This is a genomic window from Actinomadura xylanilytica (genome assembly GCF_030283145.1).
In the GTDB taxonomy this organism is placed as follows: Bacteria; Actinomycetota; Actinomycetes; order Streptosporangiales; family Streptosporangiaceae; genus Spirillospora; species Spirillospora xylanilytica.
This window is the reverse complement of record NZ_JASNWE010000004.1, coordinates 334,563-359,559: the sequence shown is the minus strand read 5'-3', so window position 1 is coordinate 359,559 and position 24,997 is coordinate 334,563. Positions and strand designations below refer to the sequence as shown.

Below are 24,997 nucleotides of genomic sequence, written 5' to 3'. Positions count from 1 at the left end.
GCGCCCGCTCAGGAGCGGCCGGCGGCGACGGCGCGGCGGAAGGGGGCGATCGCGGCCTCGACCTTGGTGAACGCGCCGCCGTCGGCCCACAGGTCGTACCACTCGTTGTCGGCCGGGTCGAGCGCCCGGGTGATGGTGCGCTGGGCCAGGTCGCGCAGCCCGTCCTCGGTGCCGAATGCCATGCCGTCCAGGTACTCCTTGGTGCCGGCGTCGGTGAGCACCGATGGGTCGATGCGGGCGGCGACCAGGCACGCGGCGGCGAGCGCGTCCTCGACGATCGAGCCGTCGAGGTAGTCGTCCTCGTCCAGCATCGCGGTCATCGCCGAGCGCAGCCCGCCCGGCACCGCGTCGGCGGGCCCGTCGGCCAGGTCGCCGACGAAGTCCATCGCCGAGTCGTTCTCGAACGGTCCGTGGCCCCAAGCTCCCATATGTTCCTCCTCGCAGCGGTCGTTGAGGGCCGAACCTAGCGGAGCGCGCCGACAAGAACTAGCGGGCGGCGGTCCGCGGTCCGCGGCCTGCGGGGCAGGAGACGTTCGTCCGGGGTGCGCGCGCCCAACGTACGGCGGGCGATCGGACGGCGCCCCACCGGGTTTCGCCACCTGGCGGAACGATCCCGCCGGGGTGCCCTAGCCTCCGTCCCGTGCCGGAAAGCGTGCTCACCAGCCTGCTCGCGCCCGGGGAGTTCGACGGCGTCGCCGCCACCGCCTCCGGGGACGCGCTGGCCTTCGCCTCCGGGAGCGCGAACGGCCACGGCGGCGTCGGGCGGGCGTGGAACCTGCGGACCGGTGCCGCGGGCCCGCCGATCCCTGATCTCCCGGACGGCCTCTGGGCGTTCGCCCTCGTCCCCGGGGGGCCGGTCGCGGCCTGGTGCCACCGCGACCGCGTCCACGTCTGCGACCCGTTCACCGGCGCCGAGCGCGAGCTCGACCACGAGCGCGCCGTCCAGCCCGACCTCGTCGGCCTCGCCGAGCGCCACGGCCGCGGCGTGGTGGTCGCCGTGTTCGGCCCGGCCGGCGACGCCGAGGTGGTGCTGTGGGACGCCGGCACGGGCGAGCCCGCAGGGGAGTTCGGCGTGTGGCTCGGGCACCGGTCCGCCATCGACGGGCAGCCGCTGCACGCCACCGGCCGGCTCGTCGGGATCGCCTGCGACGCCGAACGCGGCGACGGCACCGGCGCGGAGCACTACGTGGGCGTGCTGGACGTGGAGCGCGGCGAGGAGGTCGCGCGGCTCGCCGGTCCGGGACGGCTGACCGCCGTCGCCGGGCCCGTCCTCGTCCAGGCGGGGCCCGGCGAGCTGCGCGTGCGCCGCCTCGCCACCGGAGACCACCTGGCCGCCCTCGCGCTCCCGGACGCACCCGACACCCTCGCCGCCGCCACCGTCGCCGGCCGCACCGTGATCGTCACCGGCACCGGGGACCGCCTCCTGACCTGGGACATCGCCCCGCGCCCGTCCCGTCCACCGGATCGACCTGCCGGCACCGGCGACCGACCTCGCGCTCGCCGCCGACGGGACCCTCTTGGCCGCCACCCGCACCGGCCTCCACACCGCCCGCCTCCCGGCCTGACCCGCCTCCCGGCCTGCCTGCCACCCGGCTCGCCGGGGCGCCGCCGGACGGACCGCCCGGGAGACGGCGCCGGACGGGACGCCGGGAAGCGTCCCGTCCGGGTGGTGGATAACCGGTCAGCGGGTGGCCCGCTGGTACTGCTGGCGGACCTCCTTGGGGGTGACCGGCCGGTCGAGGAACATCAGGCTGTCGATGCGGCAGTTGCAGGGGTTGCCCTCGCGGGTGTTCTGCGGATAGCTGCCGCCGATCTTGATGCCGCGGGGGTCGGTGGCGGTGGCGCGGTCGGGCTCCGGCGCGCCCTCGAGGTCCCACGGGTCGCCGGCGACGGTGTAGGCGCCGGGCAGCGCCTTGCCGTCCTTGTAGAGCGCCATCGCGCCGGTGTCGTAGTCGAACGTCGCGGCGAGGAAGACCCAGGTGTTCTGCGGCAGCACCTGCTGCCAGGGGCCGTCCGCGGCGAACGTCTGGGACCGGCCGCCGTCGACGCGGCGGCCGAGCGCGACCACGCGCAGCTCGCCCTTCACGTCGATGACCTCCAGGAGTGCCCGCACGTCGTGGCCCTGCGAGTCGCCGCTGAGCAGCCCGGCGAGACCGATCGCGTTGTACCGGTCGTCCGGGGCGGCGGTGTTGGAGTTGAGGCTCGGGTTGGTCCCGGTCATCTTGAACCAGCCCATGACCGACGCGCCGCGCGTGCCGTTGAACGCGTGCAGCGACGGCACGCCGGTCTCGGCGAACAGGCCGGCCTTCCAGTCGTCGTTGCCCGCGGTCTCCGGGGCGACCTGCTCGAGCTGGATCGAGCCGCGGCTGCCCCGGTGCGCGCCGTCCCGGACGCGCATCGCGGCGCCTCCGTTGACGAGCCTGATGTCGGTGCCGGAGCGGCCGAGGTCGCGTTCGCCCGCGGCGTCGCCGCGGACGGGGTGCTCGAAGTCGTAGTGGGCGATCAGGTCGTGCCGGAGGCCGGGCGCGACGTCCGGCCCGCCGCCGCGGGTGGCGGCCTGGGCGGGAGTGGCGGCGAGCGTGGCCCCGAGCAGCAGGGTCAGCAGTGCCGCCGGGGCACGGCGAACGATCATCGTCGTCTCCTAGGGGAGACCCCGGGGGAGCCGGCCGGCGGCCGGCTCCCCCGGGGCGGAGGGGTCAGGACGCGGGGGTTCCGCGTACCGTCAGGCCGCGGATCCGGCCGATGTTGTCGAACGAGCCGAAGCCCACCCGGCCGGAGCCGAACGTGGTGTCGAGCGCGGTCATGACGGGCTTGGCCGCGCCGTCCACCCGCACCGAGATCTCGCCGGTGCCCGCGCAGTGCGAGACCCGGACGCCGTGCCACGCCTCGTCGGCGATGGCGGGCGGGGCGCCGTGCGAGCGGTTGGCGTTCCACTGCTGGTCGATGCGGAACCGGTCGGCGCCGTCCACCTTGAAGATCCCGTTGTGCGGGTAGATGGTGTTGTCGCTGGACAGGTGCGTGTAGTAGTAGTGCGTGTCGTCCCGGTAGCCGAACACCACGATCACGTCGCGGTTGCTCTCCGCGACCGGTGTGTCGAGCCTGACCTGGGCGTCGATCTGCGTCGAGGTGAACTCGGGGCCGGACTTCAGCACCGCGTACTCGAACGGGCGGCGCGGTCCGGGACGGGCCTCGCCGGCCTCGGCGAGCACGACCTCCTTACCGGGGAAGCGCCACTTCGACGGCGTCACCGGCGCCCAGTTCTCGGCCGCCATGACGTTGCCGACCTTGGCGGGACCGGCCTTGCAGCCGGCGTAGCCCTTCGTGCCGACGACCTTCCAGATCTTGCCGTTGGCCTTGGCGAGCAGGTACGGCTCGCCCTTGCCGTCGGAGCCGTACCGCAGGTCGACGCGGTCGTCCCCGGCGAGCTGCTTCATCGTGACGGGCTTGCCGCTGGTGTCGTAGGCGGCGAGCTGGTAGATCTGCGCGCGGTTCTTCCCCGCGGGGTCGCGCTTCATGTCCCGCTCCTCGGTGTAGAGGAGCCGGCCGTCCACGATGTCGGTGAACAGGTACTTGCCGCGCAGCGCGGGCAGCTTGGAGCCGCGGTAGACGTAGCCGCCGGAGATGGCGTGCCCGCTGTCGGAGGCGCAGTTCCAGTCCGCGGGCGGGTCGTGGTCATAGGCGGCCACCGGGTAGTCGTAGCCGTACTTGGCGTCGTCGGCCGGCAGCGGGTACAGGTGGCAGCGGTCGTCCTTGCTGAAGGTGAAGGGCCCCTCGCGCTCGCTCCAACCGAGGTTGTCGCCCGACTTGATCTCGTGGATGGACTCGATCTCGTGCTCGCCGATGTGCGCGAGGAACAGCCGCTTCTCGCCGCCGGTGTCCCAGCTGAAGCGGTGCGGGTCGCGCATCCCGTAGGCGTAGATCTCGCCGACCTTGCCGGCCTGGCCGGCGAACGGGTTGGCGCGCGGGACGCCGTACCTGCCGTTGGCACTGTCGTGCCCGGCCGGGTCGATCCGCAGGATCTTGCCCTGCGGGACGCCCAGGTTCTGCGGGTCGCCGCCGTTGTCGCCGACGTTGCCGTTGCCGCCGTCGCCCGCCGCGACGTAGAGCAGGCCGTAGTCGGCGGAGCCGCGCTTGGCGTTCGGGTTGAAGTCGATCTGCTGGAGGCCGTGCACCCGGCCCGCGTACCCGATGCGGAACAGCTCGCGGTGGGTGCCGGAGAAGGTGCTCGCGGACGGGTCCTTCGCCGTCCACTCGTCGATCACCCCGTGGTACAGGGTCTTCGGCTGCGGCGTCAGGTCGGGCGTCTTGGTCTTGAGCGCGTCACCGGCCTCGACGTGGGTGGTGTAGAACTTCCCGTTCTTCTTGAACTCGGGGTGGAAGGCCACGAAGCCGAAGCCCTGGCCGAGCCCGGCGGCCGAGTAGAAGTCGGGGGCGAAGGTCGCGCCGACGTCCAGGTAGGACTTGGGCTTCTTGTCCTTCTTGTCGAGGAAGTACAGCTTGCCGTTGAGGTCGGGGGCGAACAGCCGGCCCGAGCCGTCGGGCACCTCGCCGACGTGGTTGACCCGGTTGTACCGGATCAGCCGCGGGTCGGTCGGCGGCGCCGACGGCTCGGACTTGGGGAGCTGGGCGACCTCCTTCAGGACGAGCCCGAGCCCGGAGGGCGCGGGATCGTCGGGGATCGGGTCCAGCACCGGGTCCGGTGCGCGGGCCCCGGCGGGCGGCGGCGACGCCAGCAGCGCCGCGAGCAGCGTCGCCATCAGCGCGATGATCGTGGGGATGGACCATCTCAGTTTCTTCATCCAGGCCGTCCAGGGGTGGGGGGTGAGTTGCCTGTCGGAAGGCGAGAGTGTGGAAAGCGCTTTCAGTAAGCGCTTTCACGAACGTACGAAAAGCCCACGAGTCCGTCAAGAACCAATTCGTCCTGTTTTCATTCGATGACCCGCCGAAACCGTCGTGTCACCGTCAGCGCGTGCACCGCCGTCGCCAGCACCGAGACGGCCAGCCCCGCCGGTGCCGCCTGCGGGTACCCGGCGACCGTGAACGCCGAGGCCAGCGCCGCACCGGGCGCCCACAGCCAGGTGGGAACGGGCTTCGGCGGGCGCCCGCGCCGCCGCCGCGCGGCCTCCGCCGCCATCGGCGGGATCAGCGCGGGCAGCGCCGCCGCCAGCACCGTCAGCCAGTCGAACAGCATCCGGTCGACGCGCAGCGCCGCGAGCACCGCGCCCGGCACGGCGATCGCCAGCACCGCCGCCCGCCACGGCAGCCCGGTCGCGAACCGGCGCACCGCGAAGACCCCCGAGTGCACCGCCGCCAGCGTCGGCGCGATCACCGCGGCGGCCATGAACAGGTTGGCGGCGGGCAGCCCGTCCGGACCCGCGAGCACCGCGACCACATCGGTCGAGCCGCTCGCCGCCGCGACCCCGGCGCCGACCACCGAGGCGGCCAGCGCGGGCCCGACCAGCAGCGCCACGCACCAGGCGAGGTCCGCGCGGCGGCGCAGCCCGACGGTGAAGTCCGGCGCCCGCACCGCGAACACCGACACGTAGCCGATGTAGCCCGCGAGGTCGGCGGCCAGCCCGCCGAACGGGCCGTCCCGCGCGAACGTCACCGGCGAGCCCGGCGGCGGCAGCCGCACCGCCACCACCGCGACCAGCGCGACGGCGGTCAGGGTGGTGACGACGGCGACCGCGTTCCACCGCCCGCCGCCCGCCAGCAGCACCCCGACCGTCGGCACCGCCAGCACCGCCACGCCCACCGGGTCCGGCACCCCGCCGAGCGCGGCGAGCGCCGCGCCGCCGAGGCCCACATTGAAACCGAACCAGCCGACCATCGCCAGCGCGAGCAGCCCGGTGAACACCCGCTCGGCGGTCGCCGGCAGGTAGCGCGGCGCCAGCTCGGCCATCGCCGCGTTCTCCCCGGCCGGCGGGAGCAGCCCGAACCGCCCCTGGACCGCCAGGAGCGCGGCCATCACCAGGCCGCCCACCAGCAGCAATACCGCCGGGAGCGCCCCGCCGTGCCGCCCGCCGACCTGCGCGCCGAGCACCAGCGCGCCCGGCGCGGTGCCGATCCCGAGCCACGCGCCCGCGGCGCCGCGCCACGTCCGCCCGCCCGCGTGGGGCACGGCGGCGGCCGGGACGGACACGTTCTCGGGAAGGTTCACTCGATGTGCTCCCTGTACCGTTCCAGGCAGAGCGCGAGCGCGTCGGGTCCGGGCATCGCCCAGACGGCCTCGTTGAAGATCTCCACTTCGATCGGGCCGGTGTAGCCGGCGGCGTCCACGGCCTCGCGGAACCGGCGCAGCTCGACGCAGCCGTCGCCGAGCATGCCGCGTCCGGTGAGCACGCCCTCCGGCAGCGGCGTCACCCAGTCGGCCACCTGGAACAGCGCGAGCCGGCCCTCCGCCCCGGCCCGCGCGACGCCCGCGTACGCGGCCGGGTCCCACCACAGGTGGTAGGTGTCGACCACGACGCCGACCTGCGCGGACGGGTGCGGAGCCGCCAGATCGAGCGCCTGCTCCAAGGTGGACACCACGCAGCGGTCCGAGCAGTACATCGGGTGCAGCGGCTCGATCGCGAGCCGCACACCCCGCTCGCCCGCGTACGGCGCGAGGACGGCGAGCGACTCGGCGACCCTGGCGCGGGCCCCGTCGACGTCCCGCGACCCGGCCGGCAGGCCGCCGCTGACCAGCACGAGCTCCGGGGCGCCCAGCGCGGCGGCCTCGTCGATCGCGCGGCGGTTGTCGTCCAGCGCGCCCGGCTCCTGGAAGAACCCGCCCCGGCACAACGACGTGACCGTCGCGCCGCTGTCCCTGACCAGCTTCGCCGTGCGTTCGAGGCCGTACTCGGCGACCGGCTCGCGCCACAGCCCCACGTTGCCCACGCCGGACGCGACGCAGCCCGCGACCATCTCCGGGACGGGCCAGTACCGCGTCGTCCACTGATTGAGCCCGAACCTCATCCGGCGGCCCCCTGCACGGTCAGCCAGGCGCGCATCCGGTCGGCGGCGAGCCCGGGATCGGGAAAGAGGCCGGCCGCGTCGGCGAGCCGGAACAACCGGACCAGGTGCGGCACCGTACGGGCGGTCTCCAACCCTGCGACCATCCGGAAGTGCTGCTGGTGACCCGTCAGCCAGGCCAGGAACACCACACCGGTCTTGTAGTAGAACGTGGGCGACTCGAAGAGGTGCCGTGCAAGCGGCACCGTCGGGGCGAAGACCTCCTTATAGGCGGCATGGTCTCCCGCGTCCAGTGCTTGCAGCGCACGCGCCGCGGCGGGCGCGATCGGGTCGAACACCCCCAGCAACGCGTCGCTGTACCCCGCCTCGTCCCCCTCGATCAGATCGGGGTAGTTGAAGTCGTCGCCGGTATAGAGACGCACGGACTCGGGCAGCCGGCGCCGCAACGCGACCTCGCGGTCCGCGTCCAGCAGCGACACCTTGACCCCGTCCACCCGGTCCGCGTTCGCCTTGATCAGCGCGAGCACGGCGTCCGCGGCGGCGTCCAGGTCGGACGACCCCCAGTAGCCCTCCAGCGCCGGATCGAACATCGGGCCGAGCCAGTGCAGCACCGCCGGGCGCCCGAGCTGCGGCAGCAGCCGCCCGTACACCTCGGCGTAGTCGTCCGGCCCGCGCGCGGCGGCGGCGAGATGGCGGCTCGCCATCAGCACCGGGACCGCGCCCGCCGCGTCCACCACCGCGAGCTGCTCCTCGTACGCGGCCACGATGCCCTCCAGCGACGCCGGACCGGGCGGGAGCTGGTCGGTGCCCGCGCCGCACGCGATCCGCCCGCCGCACGCCCGCGCCTCGGCGCCGCTGCGCGCGATCAGCTCGCGCGTCGCGGCCCAGTCCAGGCCCATGCCGCGCTGCGCGGTGTCCATCGCCTCGGCGACCCCGAGCCCGTAGGACCACAGGTGCCGCCGGAACGCCAGCGTCGTCTCCCAGTCGAGCGCGGCGCCGTCCCCGAACGGGTCGGCCACCACATGCGCGGCGGCGTAGGCGACGCGCGACGAACTCGGCCCGGCGGGCGGCGGATACGCGCGCGGCTCGCCCATCGTGTACGGGACGAGCGCCCCGCCCGCGGCGCCGTCCGGCAGGTCGATCCTCACGGCTTCAGCTCCGGAACCTCGAACCGGCGACCCTCACGCCACGCGCGCATGCCCAGATCGGCGAGCTGCACCCCGCGCGCGCCCGCGTAGAAGTCCCACGGGAACTCCCCGTCGCCCACCACGTACCGCAGGAACAACTCCCACTGCGCCTTGAAACCGTTGTCGAAGTCGGCGTTGTCGGGGACCTCCTGCCACTGCGCGCGGAAGTCCTCCGTGGCGGGCAGGTCGGGATTCCACACCGGCTTCGGCGTCATCGACCGGTGCTGCACGCGGCAGCGGCGCAGCCCCGCGACGGCACTGCCCTCGGTGCCGTCCACCTGGAACTCCACCAGCTCGTCCCGGAACACCCGGGTCGCCCACGAGGAGTTGATCTGCGCGACGATCCCGCCGTCCAGCTCGAAGATCCCGTACGCGGCGTCGTCGGCGGTGGCGGCGTACGGCTTGCCGTCCTCGCCCACCCGCTCGGGGATGTGCGTGGCGCCCAGCACCTGCACCGACCGGACCGGCGCGATGACGCCGTCCAGCACGTACCGCCAGTGGCACAGCATGTCGAGGATGATCCCGCCGCCGTCCTCGGACCGGTAGTTCCAGCTCGGCCGCTGCGCCTCCTGCCAGTCGCCCTCGAACACCCAGTAGCCGAACTCGCCGCGCACCGACAGGATCCGCCCGAAGAACCCGCCGTCCACCAGCCGCTTCAGCTTCAGCAGCCCCGGCAGGAACAGCTTGTCCTGCACCACGCCGTGCTTGACGCCCGCCTCGTCGGCGAGCCGCGCCAGGGACAGCGCGCCCTCCACGTCCTCGGCGAGCGGCTTCTCGGTGTACACGTGCTTGCCCGCCGCCACCGCGGCCCGGATCGCCGGGACCCGCGCGCCGGTGATCTGCGCGTCGAAGTAGACGTCGGTCCCAGGCCGGTCCAGCGCCGCGGCGAGGTCGGTCGTCCACTCGCTGAGCCCGTGCCGCTCGGCGATGTCGCGCAGCCTCGCCTCATTCCGTCCCACCAGCACCGGCTCCGGCCAGAGCACGGTGCCGTCGGACGCGCGCACCCCGCCCTGCTCCCGGATCGCGAGAATCGAGCGGAGGAGGTGCTGGCGGTACCCCATCCGGCCGGTGACGCCGTTCATGACGATCCCGATGGACCTGCGTGCCATCCCGTTCCTTCCTTGCCTGTAAGCCCGCGGACCTGGTGGCCCGCGGTTCAGTAGTGTGAGTTCGCGCTATGTCAGTCGGGTCATCCTGGGGGGACGACCCCCCAGACCCCCCGGCACAAGAACGCCAACTGCCTCGCTTCGCTTCGTCAGTCGGCGGCGTTCACGCCCGCGCCGAGCAGGGTGCGCGCCCGATTGGTGACGCGGGCGAACTCCGGCCGCGCCATGGTCTCGGCGTAGTCGCGCTCCGCCGGCAGGCCGACGTCGATGATCTCGGCGATGGTGCCGGGGCGGTCGGTCATCACCACCACCCGGTCGGCCAGGTAGGCGGCCTCCGCGATGGAGTGCGTGACCAGCAGGACGGTGGTGCGGGTCTCCCGCCAGATCCGGTTCATCTCGATGTTGAGCTGCTCCCGGGTGAGCGCGTCCAGGGCGCCGAACGGCTCGTCCATCAGCAGCACCGGCGGCTCGTGCAGCAGCGCCCGGCACAGCGCGACGCGCTGCTGCATGCCGCCCGACAGCTCGTGCGGGAGGGCGTCCTCGAACCCGCCGAGACCGGTCATCTCGATCAGCTCGGCGGTCCGCTTCCGGGCCTGGTCGGACGGCATCCGCCGCATCTCGGCCTGGAGCATGATGTTGCGGCGGGCGCTGCGCCACTCCAGCAGCGCCGCCCGCTGGAACACGTACCCGATGTCGGCCCGGGGGCCGGTGACCTGCTCGCCGTGCAGCCGGACGGTGCCGGACGAGGGCTTCAGCAGCCCCGCCACCAGCTTCAGCAGTGTCGACTTGCCGCAGCCCGACGGCCCGACGATGGCGACGAACTCGCCGCTCTTGACGTTGAGCGACGCCTCGCGCAGCGCCGTGACGTCCCGCCGGCGCGAGCGGAACCGCACCGCCACGCCGTCGATCTCGACCGCCCCCGGCCCGGGGGCTTCGGCGTCCGCGCCGTCCTGCGGGTCCGTCTTCGGTTCGCTCATGATCCTCATGCCTCGTCCCGTCATCCCTGCGGAGCCGATGCGGCCTGCCAGTACGTGGCGGGCGGCGACGCCTTCTCGATGAGCCCGGCCTGGTGGAAGAGGTCGATGGTCTGCTTCCAGTCGGCCTCGGTGTTGACGCCGGGCGCCTTGCCCTTGGTCGCCGCGGTGTGCAGCAGCGTGAGCGTCGTCTTGAACTGCTCGTCGATCACCTTGGTCGGCGGGAGCTGCTCGGACGCCCCGGCCATGCTGGCGACCGCGCCCGCCGCGTCGCCCTCGGCCGCCGTCCACGCCTCGCTGGTGGCGGTGACCATCTTCTTGACCAGGTCGGCGTCGCTCTTGAGCTTGCGCTCGCCGACCATCAGCCCGTTGGAGTAGAAGTTCAGCCCGAACTCGGAGAAGCGCAGCGCCGAGACCGGCTTCTTGGCCTTGTCCTGCATGATCGGGCCCTGGTCGCTGGCGTAGCCGAGCAGCCCGTCGGTCTTGCCGGAGATCACCGCGGCGATCTTCCCGGCCGGGTCGGTGTTCTGGATCTGGACGTCGCTCTCACTGAGCCCGTTCTTCTTCAGGAACGCCGGAAAGGTGCGGGTCAGCGCGTCGCCGGCGGTACCGGCGATCTTCTTGCCCTTCAGGTCGGCGGGCGTCTTGATGCCGGTCGCGGTGAACGACTGCACCGCCGCCGGGGTGGTCTGGAGGAACACCCCGATGCTCTTGATCGGCATGCCCTTGTCGACCGCCGCCAGCAGCGCCGGGGTGTCGGCCCAGCCGAAGTCGGTCTGCCCGGCGCCGGTCGCCTGGACGGTCTTCTGCGACCCCTGCCCGGCGTTGATCTGGAGGTCGATGCCGTGCTTCTCGTAGATGCCCTTCTTCTTGCCGTAGTAGAACGGCGCGTGCTCGCCGTACGGGTACCAGTTGAGGGTCAGCGTCACCTTGGTGAGCTTCTTGCCCGACGCGCTGGTGCTCCCTTCGGAGCCACCGCCGCAGGCGGCGGTGAACGCCAGGGCCGGGACCAGGACGCCGGCGGCGAGGGTGCGGAGCTTCATCTGCGGCTCTCCGTTGCTAGGGATGGTGCGGGGTGGTGCGAGAGTCGGCGGGGGGACGGGCGGTGCGCGGGCACCGTCAGAAGGAGGTGGTGACGGAGCCGCCGCGGCGGCTGGCGTGCCAGGGCAGCAGCAGCATCTCGGCGAGCTCGACCGCGACGAACAGCACGACCCCGATCGCCGACATGACCAGCAGGCCGGCGAAGAGCATCGGGGTGTCCAGGTTGCCGTTGGCCTGGAGGATCACGTAGCCGAGACCCTCGTTGGAGCCGACGAACTCGCCGACCACGGCCCCGGTGACGGCCAGCGTGACCGCCACCTTCAGGCCCGAGAACAGATGCGGCAGCGAGGCGGGCATCCGGATCTTGGCGAACGTCCGCATCGGGCCGGCGCCCATCGTGGCCGACAGCTCCAGCATCTCCGGGTCGACCGCCTTCAGCCCGGCGACCATGGAGATCACCACCGGGAAGAACGCGATCAGCACCGCGACCACGACCTTGGGGCCGAGCCCGAAGCCGAGCCAGACCACGAACAGCGGCGCGATGGCGATCTTGGGGATGACCTGGGCGAACAGCAGGATCGGGTACAGCGTCCGCTCGACCGTGGCCGAGTAGACCATGAGCACCGCGGCGGCGACGCCGACTAGGACCGCGATCACGAATCCGAGCAGCGTCTCGTAGGTGGTCACCCAGCCGTGGTGCCAGATGTACCCCCACTTGTCGCCGAGCACGTTCAGGGTGGTGCCGGGCGAGGGGACCAGGTACGCCTCGACCAGGTCGAACGCGGTGATCGCCCACCATGCGGCCAGGCAGGCCAGCAGCAGTGCCGCCGGCCGCCAGACCCGTTCCATGCCGTCCCTGATCCGTTCGCCGGCGCCGGGGCGGTCGCGTTCGACCACGCCGGACGCGCCGGTCTCGTCCGACGGCGTGCTCGCGGTCGTCGTCGTGTCGTGACTCACCATGTGGCTCCTCCGGGAGGGGCGGGGAAAGAGCATTGAGAAAGCGCTTTCTGATGTACCGTAAGAACGACGCCCGGCGAGGTCAAGGGGTAGCGCCCGGTCTCCTTGCGTCGAGGCCCGGAAAACTGCGAATCAGACGACCGAGGGAGCGGCGATGGCGGAAGCGGCGGACGATCCCCGCTCCGGCGAACGGAACTACGTCACCCTCCAGGACGTGGCACGCGAAGCGGGCGTCTCGCTCGCCACCGCGTCCCGCGTCCTCAACGGCACCTCCCAAGTACGGGCCGACCTGCGCGAACGGGTGCTCGCGACGGCCGCGGAGCTCAGCTACACGCCGAACGCGCACGCGCAGGCGCTCGCCAGCTCCTCCAGCAAGGCGATCGGGGTGATCTGCCACGACGTCAGCGACCCCTACTTCGCCAGCGTCGCCCGCGGCGTGATGCGCACCGCCGCCGACCGCGGCATGCTGGTCATGCTGGCCAGCACCTTCCGCGACCCGGCCCGCGAGATTGAGTACGTGGCGATGCTGCGCGCGCAGCGGGCCCGCGCGATCCTGCTCATCGGCTCGGGCTTCGAGGACCGCGACTGGGAGCGCTCGATGGCCGCCGAACTGGAGCCCTACCTGCGCACCGGCGGCCGGATCGCGGTCGTCAGCCGGCACCGCAGCCTGCGCGTCGACACCGTCCTGCCGCAGAACAAGGAGAGCGCCGCCGAGCTGGCCCGCGCGCTGCTCGCCCTCGGGCACCGCCGCTTCGCGGTGCTGACCGGGCCGCGCGCGCTCACCACCGTCGCCGACCGGCTCGCCGGATTCATGGAGGCGCTCGCCGAGGCGGGCGTGCCGCTGCCCGATGCGCACATCGTCGAGGCGGCCTTCACTCGCGACGGCGGCTACGCGGCGGCGGCCGAGCTGCTCGCCCGGGACGTCCGCCCGACCTGCGTGTTCGCGGTCACCGACGTGATGGCGATCGGCGCGATGGCCGCGCTGCGCGACCACGGCGTCCGCGTCCCGGACCAGATGTCGCTGGCCGGCTTCGACGACATCCCGATCGTCCGCGAGCTCACCCCGCCGCTCACCACCGTCCGGCTCCCGCTCGACGAGATGGGCGAGCGGGTGATGCGGCTCGCCCTGCGCGAGCAGTCCTCGCGCCGCAGCCGCATCGAACGCGTCGCCGGCGAGGTGGTGCTGCGCGCCAGCACCGGCCCGCCGGGCTGACCGCCCCCGAAACCCGCCGCGTCAGCTCGCGGCGCCGCGACCCTGGAGGACGAGCCGTGCGGCTGGACGAACTGAAGATCGAGCGAGTTGAGGTGTTCGCGGTCGGCCTGCCGACCCGGCGGTCGTTCGGCGTCGCCGGCGGGGCGGTGGCCGTCGCCGGCCGGCCGAGCGTCCGCGTCCTGGTCAAGGTGAGCGCCGGCGGCGTGAGCGGCTGGGGCGAGTCCACCCCGATCCCCGCCTGGACGTACGAGACCGCCGAGTCCATCCTCACCACCATCGACCGCTACCTGGCCCCCGCCCTCCTCGGCCGGCCCGCCTGGGACCTGGACGGCACGGCCGCCGTGTTCGAGCGGGTGATCAACCGGGGCTTCAGCATCGGCGCGCCGCTCGCCAAGAGCGCGGTCGACGTCGCGTTGCACGACCTGCTCGGCCGCGCCGCGGGCGTCCCCCTCGGCGTGCTGTGGGGGCAGCGCCGCACCGAACGGGTGGAGCTGGCCTGGATCGTGTCCGGGCAGTCGCCCGCCGAGGCCGCGGGCAGCGTCGCGGAGGGCCGCGACCTCGGCCACCGCGCGTTCAAGGTGAAGATCGGGCTGCACGACGAGGCGACCGACGCGGCGGTGGTCGAGGCCGTCCGCACGGCCGCGCCGGACGGCGCGCCGCTGTGGGTCGACGCCAACCAGGGCTACAGCGTGCACGCCGCGCTGCGGATGGCGCGGCGGCTGGACGGTCTCGGCGTCACCGCGTTCGAGCAGCCGCTGCCCGCCAACGACGTCGCCGGGCTGCGCCGCCTGCGCGACGCCTGCCCCATCCCGGTCGCGCTGGACGAGAGCCTGCGCCATCCGTCCGACCTGGCCACCTTCGTCCGCCTCGAGGCGGTCGACATCGCGATCGCCAAGGTCCAGCGCACCGGCGGGCTCACGCTGTCGCGGCGGATGTGCGCGCTCGCGGAGGACGCCGGCGTCGAGCTCATGGGCTCCGGCCTCACCGACTCCGACCTCGGGCTGGCCGCGTCGCTGCACTTGTTCGCCGCGCACGGCATCGGCACGCCGGTCGACCTCAACGGCCGCCAGTTCATCGAGTCCCCCTACGCGGGGCCGACCGTGCGGGTCGAGGGCGGCACCGCGCACGTCCCCGAAGGGCCCGGCCTCGGCGTCGAGGTCGACGAGGCCGTGGTGCGCGAGCTGGCCGTCGACGTCCTGGACGCCCGCCCAGGGAAACAGGGCGCGAAGGCCGGGACATGACGAACGCCCGGGGATCCCGTCCAAGCGTGGACGGGATCCCCGGGCGTTCCGGCGTCGTCGCCGGTCGCCGTCAGCGGACGGCGACCTCCTCGTCGGACTTGGACGCCTCGGCGTCGCCGGCCAGGCCGCCCTGCTCGGCCTCGTAGTCGGCCGGACGCCACTCGGGCCACACGTCGAGCTGCGTGCGACGAGGGTTCGCCAGAGGGTTGTTCATCGCTGTTGATGCCTCCTGTTGAGCCGCCGGAACAAAGAGATCTTCCCGGATACCCCACCCTGCTCCGCAAAATGGTCTAGACCTGACCGCCGGCCGGCGGGCCCGGCGCCGTCCGCCGGCATTCCGGTCAGGCCCCTCCCCAAGCCGTAATCGTGTTCGTACCGTCACGCTCTGGACCGTCCGTGCCGGGCTCCCTACGCTCGACTCACCCGGTCTCCGCCCGATCCCGCGTGAGGGAGCCGCATGACCACGGCCCGAGAGATACCCGACATCCTGTCCAAGGAGTTCGCGGCCGATCCTTATTCCGCGTACCGCGTCCTGCGCGAGGACGCGCCCCTGCTGTGGCACGAGCCGACGCGGAGCCACATCCTCTCGCGGTACGAGGACGTCGCCCGCGCGTTCCGCGACCCCGTCTTCACCACGGCCAACTACGACTGGCAGCTCGAACCGGTGCACGGCCGCACGATCCTCCAGCTCAGCGGCCGTGAGCATTCCGTGCGGCGCGCCCTGGTGGCGCCCGCGTTCCGGGGCGCCGAGCTCCAGAGCAGGTTCCTGCCCGTCATCGAGCGCAACTCGCGGCGGCTCATCGACCGCTTCCGCCACGCCGGGACGGTCGAGCTGGTCGGCGACTACAGCACGCACTTCCCGGTCAACGTGATCGTCGACATGCTCGGGCTCGATCAGGCCGACCACGCCCGGTTCCACCGCTGGTACACCGCGAACATCGCCTTCCTCGGCAACCTCTCCCAGGCCCCGGACGTCGCCGCCGCCGGGCTCCGCATGCACGACGAGTTCGCCGCGTACATGATCCCGATCATCCGGGCCCGCCGCGACGACCTCGGCGACGACCTGCTGTCCTCGCTGTGCCGCGCCGAGATCGACGGGACGCGGATGAGCGACGAGGACATCAAGGCGTTCTGCAGCCTCCTGCTCGCCGCCGGCGGCGAGACCACCGACAAGGCGATCGCCGCGGTGTTCGTCAACCTGCTGCGCCACCCCGACCAGCTCGCCGCCGTCCGCGCCGACCGGACGCTGATCGCGCGGGCGCTCGCCGAGACGCTCCGCTTCACCCCGCCGGTGCACATGATCATGCGGCAGCCGGCCGAGGACGTCGAGATCGCCGGCGGCGTCGTCCCCGCCGGGGGCACGGTCATCGGGCTGATCGGCGCCGCCAACCGCGACCCCGCCCGGTACGCCGATCCCGACTCCTTCGACCTGTTCCGGGACGAGCTGAGCGCCGCCACCGCGTTCTCGGCCGCCGCCGACCATCTGGCGTTCGCGCTCGGCCGGCACTTCTGCGTCGGCGCCCTGCTCGCCAAGACCGAGGTCGAGGTCGGCGTCGGCCAGCTCCTGGACGCGATGCCGGACGTGCGGTTCGCCGACGGCTTCACCCCCGTCGAGCGCGGCCTGTTCACCCGAGGCCCGGCGGCGCTGCCGCTGGTGTTCACCGCCTGAGGACGGTCCGCCGGTCAGCCGCCGGCGCTCCGCGCGTGCTCTCCCCGCCCGCCGCCGTCCGCCCCGCCGGCTCCGTCCCCCTCGGTGGCGGCGCCGGCGATGGGGGAGAAGGCGACCGGCAGCGCGAACAGGCCGCGCATCCACACCGACGGACGCCACGTCAGCTCCTCGGCCGGAACCGAGATGCGGACGTCCGGCAGCCGGTCGAGCAGCGTCTCGACGGCGGTCGAGGCGATGGTCGAGGCGAGGTCGGGCGCCGGGTAGGGGCAGCCGTGCTCGCCGCGGCCGAAGGACAGGTGCGCCCGGTTGGCGCCGGGGCCCGGGTGGGTCTCGGGCCGCACCCGCAGGTCGGTGTTCGCGGCGGCGAGCCCGAGCACCAGCAGGTCGCCGCGGCGGATCCGCTGGCCGCCGAGCGCGCAGTCGTGCACCGCCCAGCGGCCGATGAAGTTCTGCGTGGGCGTGTCCTCCCACAGCGCCTCGTTGAGCGCCTGGCCGACGCTGTCGCGTCCGCCCTGCAACGTCGCGGTGAACCGGTCGTCGACGAGCATCAGCCGCAGCCCGTTCCCGATCCAGTTGCCGGTCGGCTGCTGCGCCGCGGCCATCACCACCAGCAGGTCGATGACGATCTCGTCGTCGCTGAGCGCGGCGGAGTGCCCGATCAGCCGGGACGGCAGGTCGGGGCCGGGCCGCCGGTGCTTGGCCTCGACCAGCCCGCGCATCCGCGCGTGGATCCGCCGGTGCGCCTGGACGGCCTTGTCGCCCACGTCCAGCGACTCGGCGATGTCGGCGACCAGCAGCGGGATGTCGGCCTCGGCGAGCCCATACAGCCGCGCCATCACGTGCAGCGGGATCCGGTGCGAGTACTGGGCGACCAGGTCGGCCTCGCCGTCCAGGGAGAACGCGCCGATCAGCTCGGTCGCGACCCGCCTGCACATCCGGACCAGCTCGGTGCGGTCCACGGCGTCGAGGGAGTCGCCGATCGCCCCGGCCCGACGCTGGTGCTCGGGGCCCTCGGCGAACATCACCGACGGCGTCCAGCCGACGTAGGGCATCAGCGGCCAGTCCCCGGGGATCAGGTCCCACGCGTTCCAGCGCCGGCAGTCGCGGGCGAACTGCCGGGGGTTGGCGGTGACCTGGCTGACCTCGCGGTATCCGAGCACGAACCAGGCGGGGATGTCGCCGTCGAGCAGGACCGGGACGACCGGGCCGTACCGCTGCTGGAGCGTCCGGTAAAGCCCGGCCGGGTCGCGCGCGATGTCGGGCCCGTGCAGCCGGACGGGCCGCGGATGCCCGGGATGGGCGTCCTGGCCGGGCGGCGGGAGGGTGCCGGTCTCGGTTTCGGAGTCGGGGGCGGTCGAGGGGTTCGTCACGGTGCGGTCTCCCGTGCGGCGGCGGATTTCTTGCAGTGGGCCAGGTACTTGACGAGCGTGATCAGCACGGTCTTGGACGACTCGCGCCGTCTCGCGTCGCAGTCGATCAGCGGGACGCGTTCGGACAGGCACAGCGCCTCCCGGATCTGGGCGAGGTCCGGTTCGGGGCCGGCCCCGGGGGCCTCGAAGCGGTTCACCGCGACGATGAACGGCATCCCGCCGTGCTCCAGCCGGTCGACGGCGAACCAGGAGTCCTCCAGCCGGCGGGTGTCGACCAGCACGACCGCGCCCAGCGTCCCGGAGAAGAGCCGGTCCCACAGGAACCAGAACCGCTGCTGCCCGGGCGCCCCGAACAGGTAGAGCACCTGGTAGGCGTTCAGCGTGATGCGCCCGAAGTCGAACGCGACCGTGGTGCTGTTCTTGTCGGGCAGCCGGCCGGCGTCGTCGATCCCGACCCCGGCCCGGGTCATCAGCTCCTCGGTGCTGAGCGGGCGGATCTCGCTGACCGACCCGACCATGGTGGTCTTGCCGGCGCCGAACCCGCCCACGAGCACGATCTTCAGCGCGTCCCGCGCGGTGTCGCGCAGCGGCAGGCCCGGGAAGGCGGCCTCGCCGTGGCGGGCCTGCGGATCAGAGATTCTGGAGTCCAACGAGCACCTGCTTCAGGGTGTCGAGGTCGGCGAGCTCCCGCGGGGCGGGCGCCGAGGTCGGATGGCGTGCGGTGACGCGGCCCAGGCCGACCAGGTCGCGCAGCACGAGCTGGAGCACGCTGATCGGCAGCCCGAGCCGGGCCGACAGCTCCACCACGGCCACCGGGTGGTGCCGGCACGTCCGCAGCACCATCGCGTGCTCGGACTGCATGCCGGGCGCGGGGTCGACCTCGCCGACGATGAGCGACACCACGTCGAACCGTTCGTCGTCCGCGGGCGCGCGGCCCGTGGTGACCGCGTAGATCCGGTCGGGGCCCTCATCGCCGGCGAACGGGTTCATGCCGGCCCGGCGCCGCCGCCGCGGCCCAGCGGCGGCGCGGTCAGCCGCCCGCCGATCTGCTCGACGAGCTGGTTCATGGTGTGCCCGATCAGCCCGACGTCGCACTCGTCGGCGGTGATCACCGCCAGGTGCGAGCCCTCGCCGGCCGGGACGATCAGCAGGATCCCGCCGTGGAACTCCACCATCGACTGGCCCGACCCGGGGGTGTGCCCGAACTCGGCGGACGCGCTGACCGCCAGGCTCTGGATGCCGGAGGCGAGCGCGGCGAGCTGGTCGGCCCGGTCCTCGTCCAGGTCGGGGGTGTGGCAGATCTTCAGGCCGTCCTTGGACAGCACCAGTACGTGCCGGATGCCGGGTGTCCTGTTCGCCAGGCGGTCCAGCAGCCAGCCGAGGTCTCGGTCCATGGTGCTCATCGGGGTCGCGGGGCGTTGCCCCATCTCCTATCGGTCGTCCTGTGCGGCCGTGCCGTTGTGGCCTGCCGTGTCGGTCGGGCCCGCGCCGCCGGCCGGGTCCTCGGCGCCCGGCGCGCGCGCGGACGACCGGCGGAACGCGGCGAGCCGGTCGGCCGGGTCGCCGTTCGCGTTCGCGGGCGTCGGGTCGGGTGTCGGCGTGGCCGCGGGCAGGGGCGCGGGCGCGGGTGTGGGTGCGGGGGCGCGGACGCCGGTGTCGGCGGGGACGCTGTCGGTCCGCCGGAACCGCGAGTCCAGCAAGTCCGGGATGCCGACGAGGGACGCCCCGACGGGACGCCTCGGCAGCCGGGCCGGCGCCTTGGTGCTCCCGGGCGGGGCCGGGACGGGGGACGGGAAGGGGGTGGACCGGGCGGCCTCGCTGAGCGCGCCCCAGCGGCCGGGCGCGCGCGGGCGCGTTCGCGGGGGCCGGGAGTAGGGCAGTTCGAGGGGCTCGGTCACCAGGGTGCGCGGGATCCACATCACCGCGCCGATGCCGCCGCGCGCGGACGGCCGGAAGCTGATCCGCAGCCCGTGCTTCTTGGCGAGCCGTCCGACCACCGCCAGCCCGAGCCGCTCCTTGGACAGGTTGGTCTCGGTGTCGGGCGAGGTCACCTGCCGCTCGGCGCGGGCCCGCTCGCGCTTGCGCATGCCGATGCCGGCGTCCTCGACGACGATGACGATGCCGGAGTCGACCTCCTCGACGTACACGTGCACCTCGTGGTCGCGGGTGGAGAACACCGCCGCGTTGTCCATCAGCTCGGCCAGCGCGTGCATCACGCCCTCGGCCGCGACCCCGACGATCGCGGCCTCGCTGACCGAGTGCAGCCGCAGCCGCCGGTAGTCGGCGATGCGCCCCAGCGCGCCGCGCAGGATGCTCTCCATGATGATCGGCTTGGTCCACCGCCGGCCGGTGCACCCGCCGGCGAGCAGCGCGATGGTGTCGGACGTCCGGCCCATCATGGACACGCCGTGGTCGAGCTCGAGCAGGTCGGCGAAGACCTCGTCCTCGGCGAACTGGAACTCCAGCTCGCGGAGCTGCGCGAGCATCCGGGTGCACGCGGCCTGGTTCCGGGCCGCGCCCTCGGCGCAGAAGCCGAGCAGCATGGCGTTGGTCCGTTCGCAGTCGGACAGGTCGCGGGTGACGTTCTGCATCAGCCGCCGCGCCACCGGATGCTCGGGGAGGGGGAGGGTGCCCAGCAGCGTGTCGGAGGAGGTGCCGTCGAGGCGGATCCGCTGGACGATCTCGGGGAACGTGTCGTCCAGCAGCCGGACGGTCTGGCCCTCCAGCTCGGCCAGCTCGGACCGGGCCGCCGCGGCGGCGCGCTCGCCCGCGGCGACCTCGTGGGCGGCCCAGTGCAGGACGCGCCGGAGCCCGGGGCTGGCGGGGCGCGGCACCTCGGCGAGCGCGGTCTCGGCCGGGACCCCGGCGCGCACCTGGCGGAGCACCTCCGGGAGCGTGCCCGCCGACAGGTCCACGATCTGGCGTTCCAGCCGGGCGGCGGTGTCCCGGGCCTCGGCGAGCCGGACGTCCAGCCGGCGGGCCACCATCGAGCGGTGGGCGGCGAGCGTGACCAGGACGCACGCGGCCAGCGCCGCCGGGCCGCCGCCCCAGGCCACCAGCGGCTTGACCGGCTGGGTGGCGGCGAACACCGCCCACAGCCACGTGCCGCCGATGAGGACCACCGAGGCCAGCCAGACGAGCAGGGCCCGTTCCAGCGGCGTCCGGTCGGTCGGGGGGTCGGGGGACAGATGTGCTGACATGGGTGCAGATCCTCGTTGACGGTCTCGCCCGGCGGCCGGGGGAACGGCCGGGCACCTATCGCAGGATGCACCACATCGATTGTGGACGGATGGCCATTCGCCATAAAAGCCGGTCGTCCGAAATGGGGATCTCGGCGGGCCGGCCGCCGGGCGAAAGAGGGTGAGAAATGCGGATGGATCGGCCGTTCACCCAGGTCAAAGCCCAGGTGAGCGGCGATCACCGGTCAGACGAATATGGCGTGAGTTGCCCGAATATGCCACCCTTTGCAGGGCCGGTCAGGGGTGGCCGCCGAAGAAATAGGCGGCGAAGAAGAGCTGGAACTCGTCGTGCGTCACGGTCTCGGTTCCGCGCCGTCCGGCGAACAGGTCCCCGGTCTCGGGCCCGGCGTTGAACACCGCGAAGACCAGCGCGCCCTGCTCGGCGGTCAGCATGCCGCCGGGGGCCAGCGCGCGCAGCACCTCGTCCAGGACGGCCCGGACCGAGCGCCGGTAGTCGCCCGGCGACGACAGCAGCCCGCCGAGCATCGCCTCGGTGTACTCGGCGCGGGTCACCCGGGTGTTCTCGCCGTTGGTCAGCCGGTACCACCAGAGGCTGAGCCCCTCGTCCATGGCCCGTCCCGGCCGCCCCCCGCTCGGGCGGACGACCGCGTCGTCGATCCGCCGGGCCAGCAGCTTGAAGTCGAGCGGGGCGATGACGTCGTCCTCGTCGGCGTCGAAGATGTCGAAGCTCGCGGCCACCAGCCGCCGCCGCGTCGCATCGGACGGCAGGCCCGCCGCGGCCAGGTCCATCCAGGTCATCCCCCTCCGCGACCTGCCGTCCCGGAAGGCCACGTTGCGCAGCGCGCCGTCCCGGAACGCGCCGTCCCGGAATGCGCCCTCTCGCGGCGTGGTCCGGCGCGGCGGGGTGGAGCCGGGGTCGGCGGGGACCTCACGACGGGTGTTGGCGTACACGGCATACCCCTTCGACGTTGTGCGTGCTGATCTGGCATATCCGTTGGCGCCCGGGCCTCAGCCGGCCCCCCGGGAGAGGAGCGGGCGCAGGTAGGCGGCCGAGGTGCCGAGCCCGGTGGGGCCGCGCAGCGGCAGCGCGGACGAGGCGGCGGCCTGCGCGAGGAGGACGTCCTCGTGGTAGCGGTCGGTCTCGCGGTGCCAGTGGAGGATGCCGGCGACCCAGTCGCGCAGCTCCTCCATCCGGGCCTCCAGGGCGATCCGGCCCCGGTCGTCGAGGTCGAAATCGGCGACCAGCGCCGGGACCTCGGTCGCGGTGAGGTGGTCGAACTGGCGCAGCCGCGAGGTCATCAGGTCGTTGACGATCGCGACCGCCTCGTCCCGCCCGCAGTTGAAGAACCGCTGGACGGCCAGCACCCCGTTGTTGAGCTCGCCCTCGAACTCGATCTCCTTCTGGTAGGAGAACACGTCGTTGAGCAGGCAGCAGTAGTCCATCACCGAGCACTCGACCTCGCGCATCGTGCGGGTCTCGTAGATCGCGTCGGGGATGTCGCGGCCGTGCTCGATGCGGGCCAGGCTCAGCGTCAGCTCCGAGCCGAAGGTGTGCCGCCGCATCTCGACGTAGTCGACCGGGTCGGGGATCCGGCTCTGGACGTGGTTGGCCAGCTCCCACAGCCAGCTCGCGGTCATCGTCTCGACCGCCTCGCGGAACCGGGCGCGGTCGGCGGGCTCCATCGGGCCCGCGGTGCGGCGCCACAGGTCGGCGAGCCCGGTCTCCACCGGGTTCTCGGCCGGCGGGGTCGGGCCGAGGTCGAGCGGCATGAAGTCGGAGAGCCGGGCGTTGAACCGCTTCGCGCCCGCCATGTCGCGGTCGCGGAAGAAGATCGCCGGAAAGTAGTCGTCGCCGTAGGTGCCCCACGCCAGCCACTGCCCCGACTGGTCGAGCGCCTCGGGCGTGGCGTCGGGGTCGAGCCCGGCCGAGCACAGCGGGAAGTCGAACCCGGCGAGCCGCTCGGCGGTCCAGATCGGCTCGGCGTGCCGCGGCACCGGATCGTACATGCCGACCTTCCCGCACCACTCGACGCAGGCGAGGCGGGCCCGGCCGAGGTGCGGGCTGAGCCTGAGCTGGTACGGCATGACGAACTCGGGCAGCGGCGTCGGCCCGACCGGCCGCTTGTGGGTCAGGTGCGGGCGGCTCTGCACGGCGGCCTTCAGTAGCCCGGGGAGCCGGGCCGCGGCCATGCCCCGCTTCGGCGCCGACTCGTTCATGTAGCGGCTGGAGCGCAGGTGCCACTCGTGGCCGCCCGACTGCCAGTCCTGGAGGCCCTTGACGTAGGCCAGCACGCTCGCCCGCTCGAACGGGTCGAGCGCGTACTCCTCGAACAGCGGCGGCAGCTCGGTCAGCGCGGTGTTCTCGAACTGGCGCAGCCGGGAGGTGAGCAGGTCGTTGACGGTGTCGGCCGCCTGCTGCGGGCCGGTGCCGAGGAAGTGCCCGATCACCAGGACGCAGTTGTTGATCTCGCCCTCGGTCTCGGTCTCGCGCTGGTAGGAGAACAGGTCGTTGCGCAGGTGCACCCCGTCGGAGAAGGTGTCCTTCAGGACGCGGAGCGGGCGGGTGCCGGCGACCCGGTCGGGGACCTCGGCGCCGACGGCGTGCTCGACCAGGCCGGCCGACCATGGCGCCCCGCCGACCTTGCGGCGCATCTCGATGTACTCGACCGGGTTGGGGATCCGGGCGTCGCTGATGTTGGACAGCTCCCACAGCGACTCGCGCAGCAGGTTGTCGGTGCTCTCGGCGAACCGGCGCCGCCACCCGGCCGAACGCGCCGGGACGGTGCGCGCCCACAGGTCCCGCAGCCCCCGTTCGCACGCGTTGGTGGGCTCGAGCGGCTCGCCCTCGTCCATGAACGCGCTGAGCCGGTCGAGGTAGGCGCGGGCGCCCTCCTGGTCGCGGGAGCGCTTGAAGACCTCCAGGAAGTGGTCGTCGAAGTAGAACACCCACACGTACCAGTCGGTGATCAGGTCGAGCTCGGGGGCCGCGCAGTCGGGATGGGTGTAGGCGCACAGCAGCGCGTAGTCCATCGCGTCCAGCTCGGCCTCGTCCCAGATCTCGGGGGTGCCCGGGTCGCGGGTGTCATCCAGCATGCCCATCTCGCGCGCCCACAGGGTGCTGTGGATCCGCGCCCCCTCCAGATGGGGGTTGAGGCGCGCGGGGTACGGGACGTAGAACTCCGGCAGCTCGAAAGGTTGCATGAGGGGACCAGGTTCCTCTCGGGGCGGTCGGGTCATTGCTCGTCGGGAAACCTACAGCAATGGGTCGGTTACGAATGGTCACATTCATGTTTGGGTCGCGGGTCGGCGCCCGGCCGGGGGCCGCGGTCAACGGTCGGTGAAGGCGACGTTCCTGCCGGTGACGCGGAGGCCGATGCCGTGCTCGGAGACGGTCAGGCTCTGGAACGCCAGGCCGAGCGGCAGCCCGCGGACCGGCACCGTGAAGTCGAGCGCGTCGCCGAGGTCGTCCAGCGGGAGGCCCTCGACCGCGAGGGCTTGGACGCGGATCGCGTCGCCCTCCTTGGTCACGCGCGCGGTCGCGGTGACCTCGGTGATGGCGAGGTCGACCTTCGCGCGGACCTTGTCCGGGCCGTCCGCCGACAGCTCCAGGTCCGGGTCGCCGCCCGCCTTGGCGAGGTCGCCGAAGCTGACGAACGCCGTGCCGTCCACCGTGCCGAGCGTGCCGCTGCGGAATCCCGAGTCGAGGTGGACATCGCGGGCGCGCACGTCGAGCCGGGTGATGTTCAGGGGACCCTCGGCGATGTCGCGCGCCTTAAGCCGGACGTCGGGGAAATCGCGCGAGGCGACCTGGGTGAGGAACGGAACGCCTTTGATCGTCACGTCCGGGGCGGCCGGAAATCCCTCTTTCCTGATCTCCTGCGCCATCCGGTGCTCGGCGTAGGCCGCCGCGGCGCGGTCCGCGACGACCAGCAGGATGATCAGCAGGAGCACGGCGCAGGCGGCCACGATCGGCCGGCGGCGCCTCGCGGGCCGTGGCCGCCGGACGTCGCCGGTGTCGTTCACCGGATCGGGTGATTCGCCATGATTCTCACTCAATTCCCGGAAAGAGCTCGTGTCAATATTCC

General features: G+C 73.1%; 23 protein-coding genes. 3 read left to right on the top strand and 20 right to left on the bottom strand.

Going from position 1 to position 24,997, the window contains the following annotated elements; genetic code table 11:
- Positions 1-8 precede the first annotated feature (8 nt).
- The 11 genes from QP090_RS25380 to QP090_RS25330 all read right to left on the bottom strand — a co-directional run bounded on the left by QP090_RS25380 (position 9) and on the right by QP090_RS25330 (position 12,222).
- Positions 9-428 (bottom strand): DUF4259 domain-containing protein, encoded by a 420-nt coding sequence (locus tag QP090_RS25380; protein ID WP_285941908.1) that lies wholly within the window; start codon positions 426-428, stop codon positions 9-11.
- A gap of 35 nt (positions 429-463) precedes the next feature.
- Entirely contained in the window at positions 464-1,528 is a 1,065-nt protein-coding gene (locus tag QP090_RS25375) for a hypothetical protein (protein WP_285941907.1), read from the bottom strand.
- Between the two features lie 153 nt (positions 1,529-1,681).
- Entirely contained in the window at positions 1,682-2,632 is a 951-nt protein-coding gene (locus QP090_RS25370) for a LamG domain-containing protein (RefSeq protein ID WP_285941906.1), read from the bottom strand.
- A gap of 64 nt (positions 2,633-2,696) precedes the next feature.
- Complete coding sequence (locus QP090_RS25365) at positions 2,697-4,799, bottom strand: PQQ-dependent sugar dehydrogenase (protein ID WP_285941905.1); 2,103 nt, start codon at positions 4,797-4,799, stop codon at positions 2,697-2,699.
- Between the two features lie 128 nt (positions 4,800-4,927).
- On the bottom strand, positions 4,928-6,160 hold the full coding sequence (locus tag QP090_RS25360) for a purine-cytosine permease family protein (RefSeq protein WP_285941904.1): 1,233 nt from the start codon (positions 6,158-6,160) through the stop codon (positions 4,928-4,930).
- Positions 6,157-6,957: a sugar phosphate isomerase/epimerase family protein gene (locus QP090_RS25355; protein ID WP_285941903.1), complete on the bottom strand. Its 801-nt coding sequence runs from the start codon at positions 6,955-6,957 to the stop codon at positions 6,157-6,159. Before QP090_RS25355 ends, QP090_RS25360 begins: the two co-directional genes overlap by 4 nt.
- A complete protein-coding gene (locus tag QP090_RS25350) occupies positions 6,954-8,048 on the bottom strand; it encodes a dihydrodipicolinate synthase family protein (RefSeq protein ID WP_285942787.1) in 1,095 nt (364 codons plus the stop codon). The genes QP090_RS25355 and QP090_RS25350 overlap by 4 nt, the downstream gene beginning before the upstream one ends.
- Before the next feature lie 50 nt (positions 8,049-8,098).
- The gene (locus tag QP090_RS25345) at positions 8,099-9,250 is read right to left on the bottom strand and encodes a Gfo/Idh/MocA family protein (protein WP_285941902.1); all 1,152 of its coding nucleotides are present in this window, start codon (positions 9,248-9,250) and stop codon (positions 8,099-8,101) included.
- Between the two features lie 146 nt (positions 9,251-9,396).
- Positions 9,397-10,224, bottom strand: coding sequence for an ABC transporter ATP-binding protein (locus QP090_RS25340; protein ID WP_285941901.1), 828 nt, complete (start codon positions 10,222-10,224; stop codon positions 9,397-9,399).
- Positions 10,225-10,244: 20 nt separating this feature from the next.
- Complete coding sequence (locus QP090_RS25335) at positions 10,245-11,264, bottom strand: ABC transporter substrate-binding protein (protein ID WP_285941900.1); 1,020 nt, start codon at positions 11,262-11,264, stop codon at positions 10,245-10,247.
- A gap of 76 nt (positions 11,265-11,340) precedes the next feature.
- On the bottom strand, positions 11,341-12,222 hold the full coding sequence (locus QP090_RS25330) for an ABC transporter permease (protein WP_285941899.1): 882 nt from the start codon (positions 12,220-12,222) through the stop codon (positions 11,341-11,343).
- A 151-nt stretch (positions 12,223-12,373) separates the two neighbouring features.
- Here QP090_RS25330 and QP090_RS25325 point away from each other — a divergent pair, with 151 nt between their 5' ends.
- Together QP090_RS25325 and QP090_RS25320 are read left to right on the top strand one after the other, a co-directional pair.
- The gene (locus tag QP090_RS25325; RefSeq protein ID WP_285941898.1) at positions 12,374-13,432 is read left to right on the top strand and encodes a LacI family DNA-binding transcriptional regulator; all 1,059 of its coding nucleotides are present in this window, start codon (positions 12,374-12,376) and stop codon (positions 13,430-13,432) included.
- A gap of 56 nt (positions 13,433-13,488) precedes the next feature.
- Positions 13,489-14,673 (top strand): mandelate racemase/muconate lactonizing enzyme family protein, encoded by a 1,185-nt coding sequence (locus QP090_RS25320; RefSeq protein ID WP_285941897.1) that lies wholly within the window; start codon positions 13,489-13,491, stop codon positions 14,671-14,673.
- A 70-nt stretch (positions 14,674-14,743) separates the two neighbouring features.
- Here the strand turns inward: QP090_RS25320 and QP090_RS25315 are convergent, their stop codons facing one another.
- Positions 14,744-14,887 carry a hypothetical protein gene (locus QP090_RS25315; protein ID WP_285941896.1) on the bottom strand — a complete coding sequence of 48 codons (144 nt, stop codon included), beginning with the start codon at positions 14,885-14,887 and terminating at the stop codon, positions 14,744-14,746.
- 243 nt (positions 14,888-15,130) lie between these two features.
- Here QP090_RS25315 and QP090_RS25310 point away from each other — a divergent pair, with 243 nt between their 5' ends.
- Complete coding sequence (locus tag QP090_RS25310; RefSeq protein ID WP_285941895.1) at positions 15,131-16,342, top strand: cytochrome P450; 1,212 nt, start codon at positions 15,131-15,133, stop codon at positions 16,340-16,342.
- A gap of 14 nt (positions 16,343-16,356) precedes the next feature.
- Here the strand turns inward: QP090_RS25310 and QP090_RS25305 are convergent, their stop codons facing one another.
- The 8 genes from QP090_RS25305 to QP090_RS25270 all read right to left on the bottom strand — a co-directional run bounded on the left by QP090_RS25305 (position 16,357) and on the right by QP090_RS25270 (position 24,935).
- On the bottom strand, positions 16,357-17,712 hold the full coding sequence (locus QP090_RS25305) for a cytochrome P450 (RefSeq protein ID WP_285941894.1): 1,356 nt from the start codon (positions 17,710-17,712) through the stop codon (positions 16,357-16,359).
- On the bottom strand, positions 17,709-18,362 hold the full coding sequence (locus QP090_RS25300; RefSeq protein WP_285941893.1) for a GTP-binding protein: 654 nt from the start codon (positions 18,360-18,362) through the stop codon (positions 17,709-17,711). Before QP090_RS25300 ends, QP090_RS25305 begins: the two co-directional genes overlap by 4 nt.
- Positions 18,343-18,702 (bottom strand): DUF742 domain-containing protein, encoded by a 360-nt coding sequence (locus QP090_RS25295; protein ID WP_285941892.1) that lies wholly within the window; start codon positions 18,700-18,702, stop codon positions 18,343-18,345. The genes QP090_RS25300 and QP090_RS25295 overlap by 20 nt, the downstream gene beginning before the upstream one ends.
- On the bottom strand, positions 18,699-19,115 hold the full coding sequence (locus QP090_RS25290) for a roadblock/LC7 domain-containing protein (RefSeq protein WP_285942786.1): 417 nt from the start codon (positions 19,113-19,115) through the stop codon (positions 18,699-18,701). The genes QP090_RS25295 and QP090_RS25290 overlap by 4 nt, the downstream gene beginning before the upstream one ends.
- Positions 19,116-19,142: 27 nt before the next feature.
- Entirely contained in the window at positions 19,143-20,912 is a 1,770-nt protein-coding gene (locus QP090_RS25285) for an ATP-binding protein (RefSeq protein WP_285941891.1), read from the bottom strand.
- Positions 20,913-21,188: 276 nt separating this feature from the next.
- Positions 21,189-21,863, bottom strand: a complete 675-nt coding sequence (locus tag QP090_RS25280; protein WP_285941890.1) for a hypothetical protein — start codon at positions 21,861-21,863, stop codon at positions 21,189-21,191.
- 57 nt (positions 21,864-21,920) lie between these two features.
- On the bottom strand, positions 21,921-24,113 hold the full coding sequence (locus QP090_RS25275) for a terpene synthase family protein (protein ID WP_285941889.1): 2,193 nt from the start codon (positions 24,111-24,113) through the stop codon (positions 21,921-21,923).
- A 126-nt stretch (positions 24,114-24,239) separates the two neighbouring features.
- Positions 24,240-24,935, bottom strand: a complete 696-nt coding sequence (locus tag QP090_RS25270; RefSeq protein ID WP_285941888.1) for an LmeA family phospholipid-binding protein — start codon at positions 24,933-24,935, stop codon at positions 24,240-24,242.
- Positions 24,936-24,997 lie beyond the last annotated feature (62 nt).